Raw genomic sequence first — 18,483 nt, forward strand, 5'->3', positions numbered from 1 at the left:
TAATATTTTTATCAATTTCAATTATTAGTGTCACGCATCTATAACACCCACGGTAAACTAATTTCTAAATAAACTTGTATTAACGGACTAATTTTTTGATTTGTTTTTATAAAAATAACATCACTAACATCAAATATAATATTCTGTTTTTTAAGTCTAGAAACTTCATTAGTTAAATCAATGATTGTTTCATTTTCAGGAATCATTTTAATAACTTTTCCTACTACAAGATAGAAGCTAGCATATAAATGCTTCTTTCTACTATCCTCAAAAAATTCCATCACTTCATTTGCTTTTTCTGGATTAATACATAATTCTTTAAACAATTTATTTAATTCAGATGGAAATCTATTACAACAATAAACATAGTTTTGACAATAATCACATGGACATATTTTATTAACTACATCTTTTTTGTCATAAAATAACTGTGTTCGATATTCATCTATTCCTATAGTTTTTTCTCCTATTTGAATATACTTCAATTATCTTGTCTCCTTATATTATAATTGATAAGTCTCTAACGGAAACTGAACCCATGGACTTCCAAATTTAAAGGTTAAATTATAAATCGTATTATCTGTTTGTTTAATAGCCTTCTTTTCACTATTAATTAATCCATCTTCTCGTAGATAATCATCTCCAAACTCATCCCAGTTTTTATACCTTTTTTGAACATCAGGCAACAATTCTGAAAAAATCTTTAAAGACTTCTCTTTGGGCAACCCGTTAAACTCAACACCTGATACTAAAGTTGAGGCAGCTGCACTAAGTGACCATGCTGGTAATAATTTACCTTCCTTAAAACATATCAATTCTTCTGGTTGATACTTAGGTTTTATATTCTCTAAAGAATGTAATGAAATGCCTACACCTAATAAGAAACTTTGCGTAATAGACAACACATCTTCTTCATTCTCAATATCAAAACTTCCTTCTTGTTGATTCTTTAATCGTTCAATATCCGATTCATTTAATTCATCTAAGTAACCATATTTATACAGATGAACAGGTATCACATCTTCTTCTTTCAACTCTCTACTACTTTTAAAAAGACTAAACCAATCCATAAAGGCTGTCGTTCTAAATGGAGCGGCTAAAGAGGTACCAAATCTTTCTTCCTGTGATATTTCAGATAATTTATTTAAGACATCTATATTCCTATTTTTTTCCTTCTCTTGTTCTTCTTTTAATTCTTCTTTAGCTTCTTCAACGCCTTCTTGAAACGCTTCTTTTATTTCTTTTAAAAATTTAAACATTCATGACTCCTCCATTAATTCTCATTACTAATCTATAATAGGTGATTCAAAAGAAAGAGAGATTTTATTACCCGTAACAATTGATTTGATTACACTTATTTCTAGGTACTTCTTATTTTCTGTGAAGTATTTATATGTATAACTTACACCATCTTTACCATTTATTTTAGATTTTCTTATATTTAATTCATCTAAGCTTCTCATATACTCTTCCACTACTTCGTCAGGTATATCTTCGTAATAAACTATTTCCTTCAAATCATTATTATCAGCTTTTTTAGATTCTTTGAAATACTTTTTTAAAGGTTCTTTAAATTTATCATCGGGTATGTTATCTTTTATACTATCAGTTATGCTTATAATGTCGTTACTAGCTGGTTGATATTGGTTATATCCGACTACTAATAATAATAATATTATAAATATCAGTGCAATGACTTTTTTCAATGTGCAGCTCCTCTTTTGGCAATTATGTAATTTTTTATGAATAGTAGATTTCATCACTTATTTGATGGCTAATTATACCTGCTTGTCAATCATATTCTGTCAATAAATCGAACACTTTATCAAAATTACGTGGTTGTTTGTTCCCACCTACTATTTTTTTATTACCATTCTCAAATTTGATGACTAAAGACCATTCAGGCACACCAAAAATATTACTTTTATACTCTTTTTTCCAACGTAATACTCCTGAATGTTTAAATTTATCTTCATAATTTTCAATATTTTTAATTTTATATGTTTTAAATTGTTCGCTAGGTATCTTATCACTAGTCATTGGATTACCACCTTTTCTAGCATTTGGATTTTCATACTCTTTAGCTGTTCCAGTCTTCAAATCAACACATATCTCAGTTATTATGACTCCATAAGTTGACTTAGTATAACTAATTTCTTTGATTTTTTGAGATTCACTATTCCCCTTACTTTCATATATCTGAAAAAATAAAAATAAAACTATTATAAATATTATCACTTTTTTCATATTATTCTCCTACTTATTAAGTATACAAAACATCAAATGTTCTGCCACCTTTAAAATTACCCCTGAGAGTCTCTGATAACTTTTCTCTAATCAAATTCTATTGCACTAATGTCCTTTCGACTCTAGTTTATGAATGATAGCTTCATTACCAGTTATTCTCAATATTTCAACTACTTTTCTAGAATTAATTTTATCCCTTTATCATTAATTTCTTTTTCAAAACTATGAAATCTAATTCCTACATACTCACCTATTTTTTTTAGTCTCGAGTAATCATTATCCTTAATAATAAAAAGATGATAACAATCATTTTCTGTATTCCAATTTATTAAAGTAAAGTGTTTTTCTTTTAGATATTTATTAATTTTATATAACACTTCATCAGTAAAGTCATCATTCGAAATCACAACCTCTGAAAGGTTTAAATGATAGTTTTTTCGTCGAATACTTTTACTCAGACAATAAATTATGTCTTCAGCTTCCTCTTTCCAATCAATATATGCACCAAAATCAAATAACGTATCCTATCTCGTCAACCAATATGCTGTTATCAAATCTGGATGTTGAATAGTTGAAAAACCAATTTCTTCTAACCGTTCATCATACTTATAGTCAAATCGTTCAGGATGATTAACAAGTAATTTTATACTAGTAACTACGTCATCATCATTTTCTGTTAATATTCTAGTAATATCTATTAATGGTGAATAATCAGTGCTTGTTTCATTACTTATTTCATTACTTATGTTAATATCATGTATTACATTAATTTTATTAGATTTCTTGTATCTACTACGTATATATATCAGCAAAATTATAATTAACGCGACAATACTCACTTTCATATAATATATCTACCTTCCTTTTTAACTAGAGATTTACTTTGTTTTTTTATAAAATAATCCCCTAAAAAATTATATTTATTCTATTATTTCATATCCTAATATAGCAACTAAATTGAAATTTTTAATTAAATCTATAGCTATAAATCTTTATTTGTATAGCTGTCATCCATTTACTTAACATATTATCTTCTGATAAAATGATATTTATTCCCATCTACCAATCTATGAATCATACTTTTTAAAATCTTCCATATCAGTGAATCCTGATGTTATCAAAGAAACTTCGAGCCTATTATCATAATCTGTTGAAAAATGGAGTCCATTATTAGTTAATAATGCCTCACCATATACTTTGTGTTCATATACAGCACCTAAATCAGTTTCACAATTTTTATTATAGTTATACACTCCGATTCAAATAACTGATTCGTAGTAAACGAATCTAAATTAATATCATTTTCAAAAAAATTTTCTTTTTTTACTTTTTTGAAAATGAATATAAATGGTATCTATCTTGCGTTTCTTTTTTATAAATACTTACCATTGTGGAAAGTAAAATAGGTACGTCGTTTTAATTTAGTATGACTTCCTTAATTTTCTTGTACTTATTCTGTGCTTTTTTTCTTCGATACCCTGCATCAATTATATGAGAACCAACAAGAGTAGAATTATTATTTTTTTCAATTCTATAAACATAAATAATAACCTTATAAGGCATAAAAGGTGTTGAGAGTGGAGCGTGATTAAACCTAACCACCCCATTTTTCGTTCTAAAATGTCCACGTTTATAAATTTTTGTCAAACTTATTTTAAAGTTATGTTCAAACTTACTATATTTTTTTGTAAAGACAGGATATCCTATAATAATTAATCCTTCTTTATTTTTAACTGGATTACAAAATAAAATCATTAAAAAAAGTGGGAAAAGAACTATACTTAAAAATAATAATATAAATTACAAAATTAATTTCTCCTTCCCTAAAATTTAATAACAATCCCAATTATATAAAACATCAGAAAAATCCTTATTTTTTAATTTTTCATCATTAATAAAGAAATTACCCACTCCAGTATCACCCCACATAACGATATCATCATCCGAATTCAACTGAAATAGTAACGTATTGTATTCTTCTGATAACTTCGTATCATATCCTCTTGGGTCTGATTGCGTGAAGAATGGATACCCACCGATGCATGTATTTTCTATATTATTTTCAAAAATTAATTCTTCGAATTCATCTTGTTTATCTTCATCAGTAAATCTATCTTCAATGAAGTCATAATAGGACTCACCCATATATTGGGTGAACTCTTCCGTATCTAAAATAGCAATTGTTTCTGATAAATGCCCATTTAGTTTAGTTTCTTCAGAAATAATATTCAATAGTTCTTCTTCGCTATATGGTTCAAATAAAGATTGTTGTTCTGATATGCTATGATATTCTTCTGTTAAATCTTCCATATAAATTATTCTAAATCCAACTTGATTCGTTGGATTATAAAAATCCATCCCCGCTAAATCATCAAAATAATCAATATAAAAAGCTAATATTCCTTTTTGGGGAAAAGATTCTAAGGTAGGTAATTCTTCAAAATTCAACTGTGCTAGTAAAGATAATGGTTGATTATCCTCATTAGTTGGGTATGGTATAGACTTAGGTAAGTACCCATATCCTCCAATTTTACTGCTGTAAAGATTTGTTGGTTCATCTACTAAATCGAGTGAAATAAATTGACGTTTACTTTTCAAAATTTGTTTCACATCTTCTTCTGGTAAGTAATTATATAATATTTTTTCTAATTTCTTCATATTTCATTCTCCTCTTATATATAAATTGATTAGTTATCAAACCATAAACCATACATTATACATTTCTTCTAAAAATAGCTCATTTAATTGATATAATCACTTTCTGGTAGCACTGAATCTATCTTACAAAAAGGACAAAGAGCTGTATCATCATTGGTTCCCTAGACATATTCAATTATCTCGCTATATTTAAACAAACGGATACAATAAAAGCATTCACAGGGCTCTGACTCTTTTAATAAACTTTTATTATTTATAGATAATTTATGTGCTCTAGAATAGACTCCTCTCAGTCGTTCCCCCCTCCATTCTATAAAAATATATTCATTAGATTAGTGTTTCCCAGAAAAACATAAAACATTTAATCATTGATTTAACAACAATCTAACTATCTTCCTTTTTCAATTATTATTTTTATATCACTTATAAAAAGGTATTTTTTAAAATAATCTTATTCTTGGGTAGTTTCAAAATCAAATTAGCAATACTGAAATATATAAAAAACATCATAGTAAAAATTCACATATCATTGATTACTAACTCAACAATGAAAAGAATTTATACCATGATGCATCATTAAAATGTACAATTAACATATAAACTCTATATTAACAATCTAATGTTTTCATTTCGATAATACTATTATCATTTATTACATTCCTAATATGTTCAATCTCTTGTTCTGTCAAATTAGGTTTATATATTACAAACATATTTGTTTTTTTAACTGTTAAAAAATAAAAATCATTCGTTTCAAAAATAGAACCAATATCTCCCCATACATAGTAATCAAAACTACCAGTTGCAATCTCACTCATTATTCCAGAGTTAGTAAAAATACTATAACCTTTATATACCGTTCTTAAGCTCAGATTTTTTTTTATCTGACTTTTTGGAAAGGATGTATATGTATATGTATATATGAGAATGAAACCTAAGAAAAATATAGGCATCAACATAAAAAACATCCCATAGAGAGCACTTTTATTTTCATCTTTGTATGCAAAAAATAAAATTATAAAAAAACTAACAATAGAACTATTCCTGCAAATAAAACATTTTTTAATTTATTCTTCTCAGTTTTATCTACCTTAGTATAATATAATAGCAAGCCTTTAGCCATTAAATCATTAGATATTGTTGTCTCAATTAGCACTTATACCTTCTCCTTTATTATCATAATTAAAAAAATATAGTTAAATCCTGTTTTTAATTTTATAAATTTCACTGTCTCAATTTATCATTTTTTCTATCATTAACATAAAAAAACTAACACCCAAATTAAATTTCCATATCATATACCAACGACTCAAACTGTTACTAATTTTAAAAATCTCCTGAATCTTATATTTTCTGATTCATTTGATAGGCAGTTATATAGTATTTTTTCTTCCTTTATATTTCATTCTCCTAATTTATATAAAACGAATTATTATTGAACGACGTACTAAGAATCCTCCTAAAATAATCTCAAATAATTGACATATATAAAACCGTACCGTTCAATTATATCACTATTTTTAATAATATCAAACGAAAAAAGTGTTACAGAAACCTTTTATTATCAATGGTTTCAGCATGTCTCATTTTCCACAATAATACATAACAAGCTAATACTTTAATTTAAATCCTTGTATCCCATATATATCAAAGGTTACAGCATCTATCACCCCTAGTCTCTTTTTCAGCACTTATATTTTCCAGTATAAAATAAAGCGCTTAATCATTGATTTAACAACAATCTAACCTATCTTCCTTTTTCAATTATTATTTTTATATCACTTTATCATCCCTATAATAAAGGTATTTTTAAAGATTTTTTAAAGATATTTATATTTAAAAAAACACAAATAAACATTGATATAAAGGTAATAATATATAATAAAACCAAAAAAATAAGATACCCCTTTATCTACCCCTTGAAAAAGGTAAAATCGCAAGTATCTTACTATTTAATCATGTTATTTTATTTTTACCCAATACTATAAAACGTTGATTTAAAAGCATTTATCAATTTTAGTCTTATCTTCACTTTTAATAAAAACCAATTTCCACGAATATTTGTGATGGTGTCGAAGTTTCGAAGTTATTTTTTATTGACTTTGTTGATTTATCAACGTTTATCTTTTTTTGAAAAACTAATTTCTTCTTACTATTCTCACCATATTACCCAAAAACTACCCCTTTGAAAGGTATCAATCAAAGATTTCTCTCCTACTCTTCATTATTTGATAAATATTCTTTTCCCATTTTAGATGTTGATGATATAAGGCGCTCTCTACTTGGAATTTTTATCAAATTTTGTAATTCCTTTAATGCATCTTTCCCTACCCAAACATTTGATTTTTTAGAAGATTTGATAAATCCTTCTGCTACTATATACGCTTTTTCTTTTGATTCCTTACTTATCTTACCTAACTCCTTCAGAGACCAAGATACTGCTTTTTCAATAATGGGAGTGTTATCCACTTCATATTGTCTAATCATATCTAGAAAATAATCTACTTCTTTTTCAGTCAAATTTTTATGTACAGAGGTTGAGGCAATAAGTGAGAAAGCTCCTCTTTTTTCATATACTGATTCCCCATTTATCCAGCTTTCAATAAACTCTTTATAATCCTCTCTTTTCACTACTACTTCTTTACAGAACATATCACACAAATCCCATGAATGAATCATATTCATATAATATCTAATTTCTTCAATCGAATAATTTTCTGGTTCCATAATAAGAATAGCTATCATTTTACTCTCATGAAAACAGTAATACCACAACTCATCAACCAATTGCTCTTGTTTCTTATACTTCTTAGCTATTTTTCTAACATCTCCTGTAGAAACACCAATCGAATCTTTTTCAGGTATGCCCAGTTTAATGATATTTTCTTTATATTTTTGAGAAGAACAACTTCTTAATTCATCAATAATATTGTCACAATTCATTACTTATAAACCTCCTTTTCTAAATCTCTCATATATTTTTTTTGCATATTTTTTAAATTTAAAGAAAAGGTTAATTGTAGAATCAAGTTAGCCACCCTAAAATAATAAAAAAACACCATGGTAAAAATTCATGTATCATTGAAGTATCCACCCAACAACGAAAGGAATTTTTATCATGGAACAAACTCAGAATACCACACAAAAACTGACTTATAAACATCTTTCCTTTGAGGAAAGACAACTTATTGAAGTTTGGCATAATAGAGGTGATTCTAATAGAGAAATCGGTAAACGATTAGGTCGACACCATCAAACAATAAATAATGAGCTGAAACGTGGTACAACAACACAAATCAAAGAAAATAACAAACCTAGACAACTCTATTTTGCTGAAACAGGACAAGCTAAATATATAGAAAACAGAAAACGTTGTGGTGCTAAGTCTAAGCTACTCAGTGCTGTTGACTTTATTAATTATGCCTGTAAACAGATTATTGACTTTAATTGGTCACCTGATGCCATTGTTGGTTTTGTCAAGTCCTTAAGGACGTGGGATAAACCTCTTGTTTCTACTAAAACACTTTATAACTATATTGATAAAGGATTTTTACCTATTAGAAACCATCACCTCAAGATGAAGCTTAGGCTCTCATCTAAAAAGAAAAGAAGTCGTAAGCATAAAAAAGAACTAGGAAAATCAATTGATGAACGACCAAGTACAGTTAACAATAGAGAAAGCTTTGGTCATTGGGAAATAGATAGCGTTATTGGTTCAAAATCTAAAGATGATAATGCTCTACTTACTCTTGTTGAAAGAAAAACGCGTTACATGATTACTGTTGTGTTAGATGATCACACAGAAGAGTCTGTTTGTTATGCTGTTAATCGATTAAAATCTGAGCTCGGACAAGCTAGCTTTAGCAAGATGTTTCAATCAATTACTGCTGATAATGGTAGTGAATTTAGCTCGCTACATGATGCTCTCCAACAAATAACTGATGTCTATTTTGCTCATCCTTATTCTTCTTGGGAACGAGGCACAAATGAAAGACATAATGGTTTATTAAGACAATTTATTCCGAAAGGAACTCCGATTTGTCACTACTCAAAACAGTTCATTCAACTAGCTACTGAAAAGATTAATCTTTTACCACGTAAAATCTTAAATTATAGACAACCAGCAACATTATTTTTAGAAGAAATTCTAAAGCTTAAAATCAAAACATGTTGGTAAAAATGGATTTTAATAGAATAACATAGAAATTTAGATATTTTTGCCTAGGTGGCTAACTTAATATTGCAATTTAGGAAATTTAAAGAAAATAAAGAAACTAACCATATTATAGGATTTTTTATATCGATTTCTTCAACAAAAATTAATTTCGTTTTCGTACCGCACACTTCAAATTTTCCTACCCACATTCCTTCAAAAAATTTACTTTTCATATCAAAAGAATATTTTTCACCATATATTTTATCAATAATCCTAAAAGTGGTTTCACCCCCACCTTTGAAATATTCAATAAATTCAGTTGAAGTAATTTTTTTTAAGTTAGTTAAATCGCTACGCCATTCATAATTATCTAAATCTGTTACTACATTCCATATCTCTTCTATACCAATTTCAAATTCCCACTCAATTCTAGCTTTTCGTTTCATATACTATCCTCCTATAACATTTTAAATATCTTTTTAAATCCAAAAATTTCCAAAAAACTAATAAAAATTCCTAAAACATAAATTATATAAACCTTGATAAATTTTTTTCCAAAATAATGTCTAATACTTAGTCCTTTTTAGCTAAAACATTAGTGAAAATAATTGTCAAAATCAAACTAATAAAAATTATACTCGTAATAATAGTATTAATATCTGGAAAAATAAAACCAACTAATTCTAAAGCTGCGATAGTCAAACAAAATGAACCTATAATTTTTGACATAATTGGTATATTGACTTTTGATTTTTCTTTAGTAGAACTCATATTAAAACCAGCTATCAAAAAAAGCCATTTTCCCCTAAATATTTGGATACCAATAGTTAAGAAAATTAAAATTACAAATATATTTACAATGCTATCCATAAAATATACACCCCTTTTTTATACAATAATTATATCATTGACTTCATTTAAGTATTGTTTATTTCTTTCTAATATATTTTTATCCATGGTCTCCTTTGGATAACTTTTACTAATTATTTACCGATACAGTATTTCCTCTTAATCTTTATGTTTAAAAATAATTACAATTGTCTATTTCTTAAGTAATAGGTTTTATAAAACAAAAATAAACACACTTGATATTCACTTAAAATCATTTTACTTACTATTTTAAAAATTAAAATATAAATTTATTACTTGTAAACTTTTTCTATGATCCTTTCAATTTTTCTATCCATATGAGGTAAGTTTTGCACCGGAACTAATATTGTTTTTCCCCATCTTCTTTTCATTTGAAATATATCTTCGATTCCAAATAAAATATATGTTTGATGTTGTTCAGGGCATCTTTTAGACGCCATAGTCCTAGTAGCTATATCAAGAAGTACTATTTTTTTCTTATTTAAAGGAACGGTTGATTCTTTTTCAGTTTCATATCCTATCTCTATGACATAATTTTTTCTATTAACAATATCAAACGAATTCAATTTTTGTACAATCAATTCAGTCTGATACATCCATCTTTCTTTTTTCCATCACTTCCAATATATTTCCACTTATAATTTAAGTCTGGTAATTGAAACATTGATTTAAAGCACATTCCTTCTCCTTTTTTAGTTTAACTATCTATTATATAATTTCGTGTCATATTCAATTGATAATAGAAATTCTTTATTATCAATTATCTCAATATATATATCATTTTCCATACTATTACATAACAAGCTTGTACGCCAACAGAATCTCCTTATAATACTTTACTAGCTTCTTAGAATATATTTATAGATATCTTTTTACAGAACCCTTATAGCTTAAATAACTATCCCCATAAATTTCTTCACACCATCGTTCCTCAGATAAAATAATCCAATGTGCTGATAATTGAAATACCAAGAGCACTAAAAAATATACCCAAGAATCTAATAATAAGCTACATCCTAAGAAATAAACAAAATACCCAACATACATTGGATTTCTTGAATATTTATAAACCCCTTTGACTCTTAAGACACTATTAGATTTGTCCGAAAAGTGAATAATCGTGATTAAGACTAAAGCTATCCCCAGAATATACACTACCCATCCAAGATAACTATGAATGTTTATTTGATATAATAATGGCATGAAAACAAGTAAGACATTAGTAATCTGATACATAATATAAAAATATTTTTCTTTGTCCCTTAGTGGAGCAAAATAGTTAGCTTCTTTTACAGCTGAGTAACTTAACTTAGGCATTATCCAAAATCGAATAATTAATAATGGAAATATTAGTATTATCCCCATAGAATAACTCCTCCTGTCTTTATTTTAATCTATAATCTCCCCACCACTTCGGTAATAACTCCTGTAACGTCACTACTTCTCTAGTATTAAAATCAACCAAAACTTCAGTATTTTTATTGCTTGGTGAAAATTGCATAAGAGTTTCACGACAAATCCCACACGGTATGCCACCATTTTGATGGGAAGGTGGAACATCTCGGAAAGCAATTAATCTTTTAACCTGAGTTTCTCCACATTCTTGATACATATTAATCAAAGCCATTCTTTCAGCACATAAATTTATCGTACCACCTGTCCCCTCGATACAGTACCCAGTAAAAATATTTCCACTGATACTTTCTAAAGCACATACCACATGATTCGTATAAATAAAGCTGTTTACTTCTGTGGGGTGATAATGTTCTTTCGCTTTTAAATACAATGTTTCCCAAATATCCATTTCTTCTAACCTCCCTAGTTAATATTATTTCATTTGTCAAATTAAGCTAGACAAAATATCGTTGTCTACATAACTCAAAAATACTTCCAATGGTGTTTTATAGTTTAATGATTTTCTAGGAATATTATTTCTTTTAGAAGCGATAGATTGGATAAAAGATTCCTCAACTTTGTTGAAATCCATTTGTTTAGGTAATCCATCTTTACGTAATAACCCATTAGAGTTTTCATTTAAGCCACGTTGTGATGGTGTTCCTGGATCGGCAAAATAAATATCAATATCATTTAGATTGCTGATTGATTTCCAATTAGAAAATTCTTTACCACAATCGAATGTGATTGATTTAAATAGATGGCATGGAAACTTTTTAAACCAATTATTTAAACTATTTTCGATATCTATTGCTCGTCTGCCTATTGGTTTTAACGTAATAATCACTTTCGATAGTCTTTCAACGAGTGTGATAACAGCACTTTTATGATCTTTTCCAACAATTGTGTCACCTTCAAGGTGACCAAATTCATTATTAAAGAGTTGATAGTCCTTATTACGTTGATGGATGGTTCTTTTAAAGGCTTGTTTACCTCTTTTTTCTTTATAACCATTCGCTTTCCTTTTACCTTTCATAGGTAATGCGGTCAAATCAAACAGTCCTTGCTTAAATAATCTATAAAGAGTACTGATAGAACATGAGATAGGAAACTCAGCACGACCAATAATGACATCTGGAGTCCATCCTTGAACAACCTTCTTTTGAATGTATTCTGTTTCATTATCAGATAAAGAAATAGGACGCCTGCCACAATTCTTTTTATTATTTTTGTATCTTTTATAGTAATCTAGTGCAGATAATCCCTCATCAAAAGCTTTGTAAACATTATAGATAGTCTGTTTTGCTCGTTTCAATTGTTTCGCAACGTATGTTCCTTTTTTATTTTGATGGTAATAAGCTTCTATCAAAACTAGCTCGTCTGTAGTAAGATGTGTATAGGTCATTTGTGATCACTCTCCTTGTTTTCTTTGGTTGGAAATACAATTTGAGTGTATCACAAATGATTTTTTAGTTGTCTAGCTTAATTTTACAATCGGCGTTATAAAAATAAATTACTTCACGTTGCTATCTATCATCTCTTTAAAAGTATTTTCTAACTGATTAATGGCGGAGAAAAACTCATGAAGTCTGATGTCATTCTTATCCTCATTTGAAACACTTACATCACTATTTCCCATATTTCGTGAACTGAATCTACATATATCTTAGTTAATTTTTCTAACTTCTCAAACGTATTATCATAATAATAAAAATAATTTTTTCCATCTGCTTTTTTTACCATCATAATATTATCTTCTTTATTTGCTTTTATCCGATTACTTAATCCTTGTAACAACCCTAGTCTCTTCACACCTTCTTCATTAACCATCACTTTTTTCAATGACTTATCTTTATACAATTCATTCCACAACTCATCAAATGTTGCACCATCTTCAAACTTGCTCTTCAAAATTACAGGTAACTTTTCTCTAATCAATTCTGTTGCACTAACTTCTTTGTTAACCATATCATTCACTCCTTTTTAAGTGTGTGAATGATAGCTTCTTTTTATTTTATATTCAAGCAATTTTTATACCTAACATATAATGGGTTTTATACTATCAAATTTCAATAATATGAATTTAAATTTTAAAAAGTAAGAAAAACGTCGTCGATTAACTACTCACTTAATTAGGTTAATAAGAAAATAAAAATAAGAATCTATCAAATTTATACTCTTATCTAAATTATTATCCATAACTTTCCAATATAAGATTTACATGATTACTTTCTCCCCAAAATATTTTGTAATCATTAACATTACTACCTTTACTTACATAGATTTTCGATAATTCACTACACTCATTTTGATACTCTCGTTTATATTTATTAATATAAACTATAGTTTTTTCATATATATCACTATCAACCAAAAGCTTATACTCTTCTTCGTTTACGCCAATAAGATGTAAAAAATTATTGAAATCAAAGATATTTCTAATTTTTTCGTATTGAATAAATCTATTTAATTCACTCAAATCGCTTTGTTTATAAATCCAGTTATTTCCCATCACATCACAAGATATAAAAGCTCTAACATTTTCTATATAATTATCATATGTATCAAACCTCTTTACCTCACCCTTTAAACTATTATAATCAGGAGTGAAATTTAGAAGGATTTCTATAAATTTTTTATCTATTTTTGAAATTTCATTACTATCATTTGGAATATTAATTGAATAATTAGCAGGTATTTTATATCCTTCGTCTCTACCTTTAGTGCTTAAAAAAACTTTTTTAAACATGTTCCACATTTAAGAAAACCAACTTTCTCTTACTTATTACTCCAATTTTATTATCTTATTACTAATATCTTTCTAGCGGAAACTGAACCCATGGACTTCCAAATTTAAAGGTTAAATTATAAATCGTATTATCTGTTTGTTTAATAGCCTTCTTTTCACTATTAATTAATCCATCTTCTTGAAGATAATCATCTCCAAAATCATCCCAATTTTTATATATTTTTTGAACATGAGGCAACAATTCTGAAAAAATCTTTAAAGACTTCTCTTTGGGCAACCCGTTAAACTCAACACCTGATACTAAAGTTGAGGCAGCTGCACTAAGTGACCATGCTGGTAATAATTTACCTTCCTTAAAACATATCAATTCTTCTGGTTGATACTTAGGTTTTATATTCTCTAAAGAATGTAATGAAATGCCTACACCTAATAAGAAACTTTGCGTAATAGACAACACATCTTCTTCATTCTCAATATCAAAACTTCCTTCTTGTTGATTCTTTAATCGTTCAATATCCGATTCATTTAATTCATTTAAGTAACCATATTTATACAGATGAACAGGTATCACATCTTCTTCTTTCAACTCTCTACTACTTTTAAAAAGACTAAACCAATCCATAAAGGCTGTCGTTCTAAATGGAGCAGCTAAAGAGGTACCAAATCTTTCTTCCTGTGATATTTCAGATAATTTATTTAAGACATCTATATTCCTATTTTTTTCCTTCTCTTGTTCTTCTTTTAATTCTTCTTTAGCTTCTTCAACGCCTTCTTGAAACGCTTCTTTTATTTCTTTTAAAAATTTAAACATTCATACTCCTCCGTTAATTCTCATTTTAATAACAATCCCAATTATATAAAACATCAGAAAAATCCTTATTTTTTAATTTTTCATCATTAATAAAGAAATTACCCACTCCAGTATCACCCCACATAACGATATCATCATCCGAATTCAACTGAAATAGTAACGTATTGTATTCTTCTGATAACTTCGTGTCATATCCTCTTGGGTCTGATTGTGTGAAGAATGGATACCCACCTACACACGTTCTTGATTGGATATCTTCTAATATGTTAAATTTCAATTCTTCAAATTCATCCCTTTCTTTATATCCTGAAATTTTACTTTCAATATATTCATAATATGGGACTCCTGCTATTCCTTGAAAATCAACAGTATCTGTTATTGAAACTGTTTCCGATAGTCGACCATTTAATTTAGTTTCTTTTGAAACAATTCCCCACAATTCTTCATCGCTATAATGTCCAAACAAAGATTGTTGTTCTGATATACTATGATACTTTTTTGTTAAATCTTCCATGTAAATTGTTCTAAATCCAACTTGAATTGTTGGATTATCATCATCTAGTCCGTACCATACATCATCAAAGCAATCAATATAAAAAGCTAATATTCCTTTTTTGGGAAAAGGTTCTAGGGTAGGTAATTCTTCAAAATTCAACTGTGCTAATAAAGATAATGGTTGATTATTCTTATTAGTAGGGTAGGATATAGACTTAGGTAAGTACCCATACCCTCCAATTTTACTGCTGTAAAGATTTGTTGGTTCATCCACTAAATCAAGTGAAATAAACTGACGTTTACTTTTCAAAATTTGTTTCACATCTTCTTCTGGCAAGTAGTTATATAATATTGTTTCTAATTCTTTCATGTTTCATTCTCCCTTTTATATAAATTGATTAGTTATCAAACCATACATTATACATTTCTTCTAAAAATAGCTCATTTAATTGATATAATTCACTTTCTGGTAACACTGAATCTATCTCACAAAAAGGACAAAGGGCTGTATCATCACTTATTCCCCCAATACATTCAATTATATCACCATATTCAAACAAACGAATACAATAAAAGCATCCACAGGTCACTGACTCTTTTAATAAACTTTTATTATTTACAGATAATTTATGTGCTCTAGAATAAACTCCTCTCACTTGTTAACCCCTCCACTCCATAAAATAATATATTTATTAGGTTAGTATTACTCTATAATATTTTAACAAAAAAGTAGTGTCAGAAACCCTTTATTATCAACAGTTTCAGCGTGTATCATTTATCATACTATTACATAACAAGTTAATACCTTAATTTAAATCCTTGTATCCTATGTATGTCAAGGGTTATAGCATCTATCATCCCTAGTCTCTTTTTCAACACTTATATTTCCCAGTATAAAATAAAGCGCTTAATCATTGATTTAACAACAATCTAACCTATCTTCTTTTTTTAATTATTATTTTTATATCACTTTATTTTCCCCATAATAAAGGTGTTTTTAAAGATATTTTAAAGATATTTATATTTTTAAAAACACAAACAAACGTTGATATTAAAGTAATAATTTATAATAAAAACAAAAAAATAAGATACCCCTTTATCTACCCCTTGAAAAAGGTAAAATCGCAAGTATCTTACTATTTAATCATGTTATTTTATTTTTACCCAATACTATAAAACGTTGATTTAAAAGCATTTATCAATTTTAGTCTTATTTTCACTTTTAATAAAAACCAATTTCCGCGAATATTTGTGATGGTATCGAAGTTTTAAATTTATTTTTTACTAACTTTACTGATTTATCAACGTTTATCTTTTTTTGAAACACTAATTTATTCTGACTATTCTCACTATATTACCCCAAAAATACCCCTTGATAACATCATAGTCTAAGATATCTCTTAGTTATTTTTTAATTGTTTGATGATATCATTTCCTAACCCTCTGGTCGTTTTTAAATTTCCATTCCCATTATTAATGTCTACCCCCATTTTTTGAGCTATCTTTCTAAGTACTGGCTTGACTGGGGTTACTTCTTTACCGTTTTCCAATAATACAATTGTACCACTTTCTAATTTTTGAATAGTAAATAATTCATAATGTACGTCATCCATAACTACCTTTTTTATCTTATTTGATTTAGATTTTGTTAATAGCTTACTTTGCGATAGATTATATTGACTGCCATCTGACGTTTCTACCATTAACTGTTTTGCCTCTTCAATAGGTGCATCATAAATAATTTGTATAGTTAATTCTTCTACATTTATATACACGATAACCACTCTATCTACCTTATTCAAAGTTGTTTTATTAAATCTAAAATGATGTGTCCCTTTGTTACTTGTTGTGGACTTCACACTAATATGTTCTCCCTGTTCAGATACCACATCGTAACCTTCTTGATTCGTTTTACTAGCCATCTCACCATTAGTCATGATAGCTGTGTATAATTCGCCTAGTCTTCCTGTAATAAATGTTAATTCTCCTCTATTTGTTCCCCAATTCGTTTCTTGTTCTAACCAACATAATAAATTGGATGAAGACAATTATTGCCACATTTGAATACCCAAGCGATGATTTTTCATTTGAAGAGATGTATGAATTTGTAAAAAAACGCGGATATGCAATTTATCCTGGTAAATTATTAAATATGAATACATTTCGCATTGGAGTAATAGGTGAAATCTATGAAGAAGACATTAATAAATTGATTGATATTATGAAAGAATACTTTGAAAGTAAGTAGGGGGAAATGATATGACAACGATAGAAGGAATTATTTTTGACTGGGCAGGTACAACAGTAGATTACGGATGTTTTGCACCTGTTCAAGCGTTTAAAGAAACATTTTTAAACTTTGATATTAATGTAACAATGGATGAAATTAGAGAACCGATGGGCACACTAAAATGGGACCATATTAAAACAATGTTATATATGCCAAAAATTAATCAACAATTTCAAGATAAAAATGGGAGAAATTTTACTGATAAAGACGTTGATGCATTTCATAATGAATTTGTAAAAAAATTAGATGTTAGTTTAGTTAGTCATACAGAACTAAAACCAGATACATTAGAGTGTATGAAACGTTTGAGAAGTCAAGGAATAAAAATTGGCTCGACAACAGGTTTTACAAGTGAGATGATGGCTGTCATTCCCAAAGAAGCTAATGCACAAGGATATACGCCTGATGAAGTTGTAACGCCGGATCAAGTAGGTGGATACGGAAGACCATATCCTTATATGATTTTTGAAAATATGAAAAGATTAGAATTAAAAGAAACACATAAAGTAATTAAAATTGGTGATACTATTTCTGATATACAAGAAGGTGTTAATGCAGGAGTAATCACAATCGGCATTCTTGAAGGAAGTTCTATGTTAGGATTATCTATTGAAGAATATAATCAATTATCTGAAAATGACAAAAATGAAAAGTTCGCTGTTATTTCTCAAAAATATAGAGAAGCTGGAGCTCAGTATATTGTTAAAAACTTGCTTGATCTAATAGAGTTAATTAGTTACTTGTAATGCGTCACACCGTTACCAATACCTTTTTAATATTTAATAAAGGCATAGCATGGAATCGTATTAAAA

The 18,483-nt window shown here is 28.0% G+C and carries 23 protein-coding genes and 1 pseudogene; 3 read left to right on the forward strand and 21 right to left on the reverse strand.

Annotated features, from left to right (window positions below):
* Positions 1-38 precede the first annotated feature (38 nt).
* The 9 genes and pseudogenes from BW731_RS02165 to BW731_RS02215 all read right to left on the reverse strand — a co-directional run bounded on the left by BW731_RS02165 (position 39) and on the right by BW731_RS02215 (position 7,848).
* Positions 39-485 (reverse strand): hypothetical protein, encoded by a 447-nt coding sequence (locus tag BW731_RS02165; RefSeq protein WP_079345297.1) that lies wholly within the window; start codon positions 483-485, stop codon positions 39-41.
* Positions 486-503: 18 nt separating this feature from the next.
* Positions 504-1,259, reverse strand: a complete 756-nt coding sequence (locus BW731_RS02170) for a DUF1266 domain-containing protein (protein WP_079345299.1) — start codon at positions 1,257-1,259, stop codon at positions 504-506.
* Between the two features lie 27 nt (positions 1,260-1,286).
* Positions 1,287-1,706 (reverse strand): hypothetical protein, encoded by a 420-nt coding sequence (locus tag BW731_RS02175; protein ID WP_079345301.1) that lies wholly within the window; start codon positions 1,704-1,706, stop codon positions 1,287-1,289.
* 85 nt (positions 1,707-1,791) lie between these two features.
* Entirely contained in the window at positions 1,792-2,247 is a 456-nt protein-coding gene (locus BW731_RS02180; RefSeq protein ID WP_079345303.1) for a hypothetical protein, read from the reverse strand.
* Positions 2,248-2,417: 170 nt separating this feature from the next.
* Positions 2,418-2,747 (reverse strand): annotated as a pseudogene (locus BW731_RS13110) (DUF6630 family protein); the annotation flags it as partial.
* A gap of 24 nt (positions 2,748-2,771) precedes the next feature.
* Positions 2,772-3,092, reverse strand: coding sequence for a hypothetical protein (locus BW731_RS02190; RefSeq protein ID WP_079345307.1), 321 nt, complete (start codon positions 3,090-3,092; stop codon positions 2,772-2,774).
* 985 nt (positions 3,093-4,077) lie between these two features.
* On the reverse strand, positions 4,078-4,905 hold the full coding sequence (locus BW731_RS02200) for a YwqG family protein (protein WP_079345311.1): 828 nt from the start codon (positions 4,903-4,905) through the stop codon (positions 4,078-4,080).
* A 608-nt stretch (positions 4,906-5,513) separates the two neighbouring features.
* Entirely contained in the window at positions 5,514-5,723 is a 210-nt protein-coding gene (locus tag BW731_RS12455; protein ID WP_143592721.1) for a YcxB family protein, read from the reverse strand.
* A 1,396-nt stretch (positions 5,724-7,119) separates the two neighbouring features.
* Complete coding sequence (locus BW731_RS02215) at positions 7,120-7,848, reverse strand: DNA alkylation repair protein (RefSeq protein ID WP_079345315.1); 729 nt, start codon at positions 7,846-7,848, stop codon at positions 7,120-7,122.
* Positions 7,849-8,023: 175 nt separating this feature from the next.
* On the opposite strand from BW731_RS02215, the gene BW731_RS02220 reads away from it, so the two are divergent.
* Positions 8,024-9,082, forward strand: a complete 1,059-nt coding sequence (locus BW731_RS02220) for an IS30 family transposase (protein WP_079345317.1) — start codon at positions 8,024-8,026, stop codon at positions 9,080-9,082.
* 44 nt (positions 9,083-9,126) lie between these two features.
* Here BW731_RS02220 and BW731_RS02225 read toward each other — a convergent pair whose 3' ends face one another.
* From BW731_RS02225 to BW731_RS02280, 12 genes are all read right to left on the reverse strand, one after another.
* Complete coding sequence (locus tag BW731_RS02225; protein ID WP_079345319.1) at positions 9,127-9,507, reverse strand: hypothetical protein; 381 nt, start codon at positions 9,505-9,507, stop codon at positions 9,127-9,129.
* Between the two features lie 127 nt (positions 9,508-9,634).
* Complete coding sequence (locus tag BW731_RS02230) at positions 9,635-9,931, reverse strand: DUF3784 domain-containing protein (RefSeq protein WP_079345321.1); 297 nt, start codon at positions 9,929-9,931, stop codon at positions 9,635-9,637.
* 272 nt (positions 9,932-10,203) lie between these two features.
* The gene (locus BW731_RS02235) at positions 10,204-10,527 is read right to left on the reverse strand and encodes a hypothetical protein (RefSeq protein ID WP_079345323.1); all 324 of its coding nucleotides are present in this window, start codon (positions 10,525-10,527) and stop codon (positions 10,204-10,206) included.
* 262 nt (positions 10,528-10,789) lie between these two features.
* The gene (locus BW731_RS02240; protein WP_079345325.1) at positions 10,790-11,296 is read right to left on the reverse strand and encodes a methyltransferase family protein; all 507 of its coding nucleotides are present in this window, start codon (positions 11,294-11,296) and stop codon (positions 10,790-10,792) included.
* 19 nt (positions 11,297-11,315) lie between these two features.
* Positions 11,316-11,735 (reverse strand): cytidine deaminase family protein, encoded by a 420-nt coding sequence (locus tag BW731_RS02245; RefSeq protein WP_079345327.1) that lies wholly within the window; start codon positions 11,733-11,735, stop codon positions 11,316-11,318.
* Positions 11,736-11,771: 36 nt separating this feature from the next.
* Complete coding sequence (locus BW731_RS02250) at positions 11,772-12,731, reverse strand: IS30 family transposase (protein WP_079344899.1); 960 nt, start codon at positions 12,729-12,731, stop codon at positions 11,772-11,774.
* A gap of 215 nt (positions 12,732-12,946) precedes the next feature.
* Positions 12,947-13,294, reverse strand: coding sequence for a hypothetical protein (locus tag BW731_RS02255; protein WP_079345329.1), 348 nt, complete (start codon positions 13,292-13,294; stop codon positions 12,947-12,949).
* Positions 13,295-13,517: 223 nt separating this feature from the next.
* Positions 13,518-14,075, reverse strand: a complete 558-nt coding sequence (locus BW731_RS02260) for a hypothetical protein (protein ID WP_143592723.1) — start codon at positions 14,073-14,075, stop codon at positions 13,518-13,520.
* Positions 14,076-14,136: 61 nt separating this feature from the next.
* Positions 14,137-14,886 carry a DUF1266 domain-containing protein gene (locus BW731_RS02265; protein ID WP_079345333.1) on the reverse strand — a complete coding sequence of 250 codons (750 nt, stop codon included), beginning with the start codon at positions 14,884-14,886 and terminating at the stop codon, positions 14,137-14,139.
* Between the two features lie 25 nt (positions 14,887-14,911).
* On the reverse strand, positions 14,912-15,751 hold the full coding sequence (locus BW731_RS02270; protein ID WP_079345335.1) for a YwqG family protein: 840 nt from the start codon (positions 15,749-15,751) through the stop codon (positions 14,912-14,914).
* A gap of 28 nt (positions 15,752-15,779) precedes the next feature.
* A complete protein-coding gene (locus BW731_RS02275; protein ID WP_079345337.1) occupies positions 15,780-16,037 on the reverse strand; it encodes a hypothetical protein in 258 nt (85 codons plus the stop codon).
* Between the two features lie 744 nt (positions 16,038-16,781).
* Complete coding sequence (locus BW731_RS02280) at positions 16,782-17,429, reverse strand: DUF6998 domain-containing protein (RefSeq protein ID WP_143592724.1); 648 nt, start codon at positions 17,427-17,429, stop codon at positions 16,782-16,784.
* Between BW731_RS02280 and BW731_RS12460 the strand changes: the two genes are divergently transcribed.
* Positions 17,420-17,629 carry a hypothetical protein gene (locus tag BW731_RS12460; protein WP_143592725.1) on the forward strand — a complete coding sequence of 70 codons (210 nt, stop codon included), beginning with the start codon at positions 17,420-17,422 and terminating at the stop codon, positions 17,627-17,629. The two genes, BW731_RS02280 and BW731_RS12460, sit on opposite strands and share 10 nt — an antisense overlap.
* Before the next feature lie 11 nt (positions 17,630-17,640).
* Positions 17,641-18,417, forward strand: a complete 777-nt coding sequence (gene phnX / locus BW731_RS02285) for a phosphonoacetaldehyde hydrolase (protein ID WP_079345339.1) — start codon at positions 17,641-17,643, stop codon at positions 18,415-18,417.
* The last annotated feature ends 66 nt before the right edge of the window (positions 18,418-18,483 follow it).

Source organism: Vagococcus martis, assembly GCF_002026305.1.
GTDB lineage: Bacteria > Bacillota > Bacilli > Lactobacillales > Vagococcaceae > Vagococcus > Vagococcus martis.

What these genes read in the sequence shown, in the direction of transcription:
- BW731_RS02170 (WP_079345299.1), bottom strand. Translation starts at nt 1,259, where the DNA reads ATGTTTAAATTTTTAAAAGAAATAAAAGAAGCGTTTCAAGAAGGCGTT.
- BW731_RS02180 (WP_079345303.1), bottom strand. Translation starts at nt 2,247, where the DNA reads ATGAAAAAAGTGATAATATTTATAATAGTTTTATTTTTATTTTTTCAG.
- BW731_RS02190 (WP_079345307.1), bottom strand. Translation starts at nt 3,092, where the DNA reads ATGAAAGTGAGTATTGTCGCGTTAATTATAATTTTGCTGATATATATA.
- BW731_RS02200 (WP_079345311.1), bottom strand. Translation starts at nt 4,905, where the DNA reads ATGAAGAAATTAGAAAAAATATTATATAATTACTTACCAGAAGAAGAT.
- BW731_RS12455 (WP_143592721.1), bottom strand. Translation starts at nt 5,723, where the DNA reads ATGAGTGAGATTGCAACTGGTAGTTTTGATTACTATGTATGGGGAGAT.
- BW731_RS02215 (WP_079345315.1), bottom strand. Translation starts at nt 7,848, where the DNA reads ATGAATTGTGACAATATTATTGATGAATTAAGAAGTTGTTCTTCTCAA.
- BW731_RS02220 (WP_079345317.1), top strand. Translation starts at nt 8,024, where the DNA reads ATGGAACAAACTCAGAATACCACACAAAAACTGACTTATAAACATCTT.
- BW731_RS02225 (WP_079345319.1), bottom strand. Translation starts at nt 9,507, where the DNA reads ATGAAACGAAAAGCTAGAATTGAGTGGGAATTTGAAATTGGTATAGAA.
- BW731_RS02230 (WP_079345321.1), bottom strand. Translation starts at nt 9,931, where the DNA reads ATGGATAGCATTGTAAATATATTTGTAATTTTAATTTTCTTAACTATT.
- BW731_RS02235 (WP_079345323.1), bottom strand. Translation starts at nt 10,527, where the DNA reads ATGTATCAGACTGAATTGATTGTACAAAAATTGAATTCGTTTGATATT.
- BW731_RS02240 (WP_079345325.1), bottom strand. Translation starts at nt 11,296, where the DNA reads ATGGGGATAATACTAATATTTCCATTATTAATTATTCGATTTTGGATA.
- BW731_RS02245 (WP_079345327.1), bottom strand. Translation starts at nt 11,735, where the DNA reads ATGGATATTTGGGAAACATTGTATTTAAAAGCGAAAGAACATTATCAC.
- BW731_RS02250 (WP_079344899.1), bottom strand. Translation starts at nt 12,731, where the DNA reads ATGACCTATACACATCTTACTACAGACGAGCTAGTTTTGATAGAAGCT.
- BW731_RS02255 (WP_079345329.1), bottom strand. Translation starts at nt 13,294, where the DNA reads ATGGTTAACAAAGAAGTTAGTGCAACAGAATTGATTAGAGAAAAGTTA.
- BW731_RS02260 (WP_143592723.1), bottom strand. Translation starts at nt 14,075, where the DNA reads ATGTTTAAAAAAGTTTTTTTAAGCACTAAAGGTAGAGACGAAGGATAT.
- BW731_RS02265 (WP_079345333.1), bottom strand. Translation starts at nt 14,886, where the DNA reads ATGTTTAAATTTTTAAAAGAAATAAAAGAAGCGTTTCAAGAAGGCGTT.
- BW731_RS02270 (WP_079345335.1), bottom strand. Translation starts at nt 15,751, where the DNA reads ATGAAAGAATTAGAAACAATATTATATAACTACTTGCCAGAAGAAGAT.
- BW731_RS12460 (WP_143592725.1), top strand. Translation starts at nt 17,420, where the DNA reads ATGAAGACAATTATTGCCACATTTGAATACCCAAGCGATGATTTTTCA.
- phnX (WP_079345339.1), top strand. Translation starts at nt 17,641, where the DNA reads ATGACAACGATAGAAGGAATTATTTTTGACTGGGCAGGTACAACAGTA.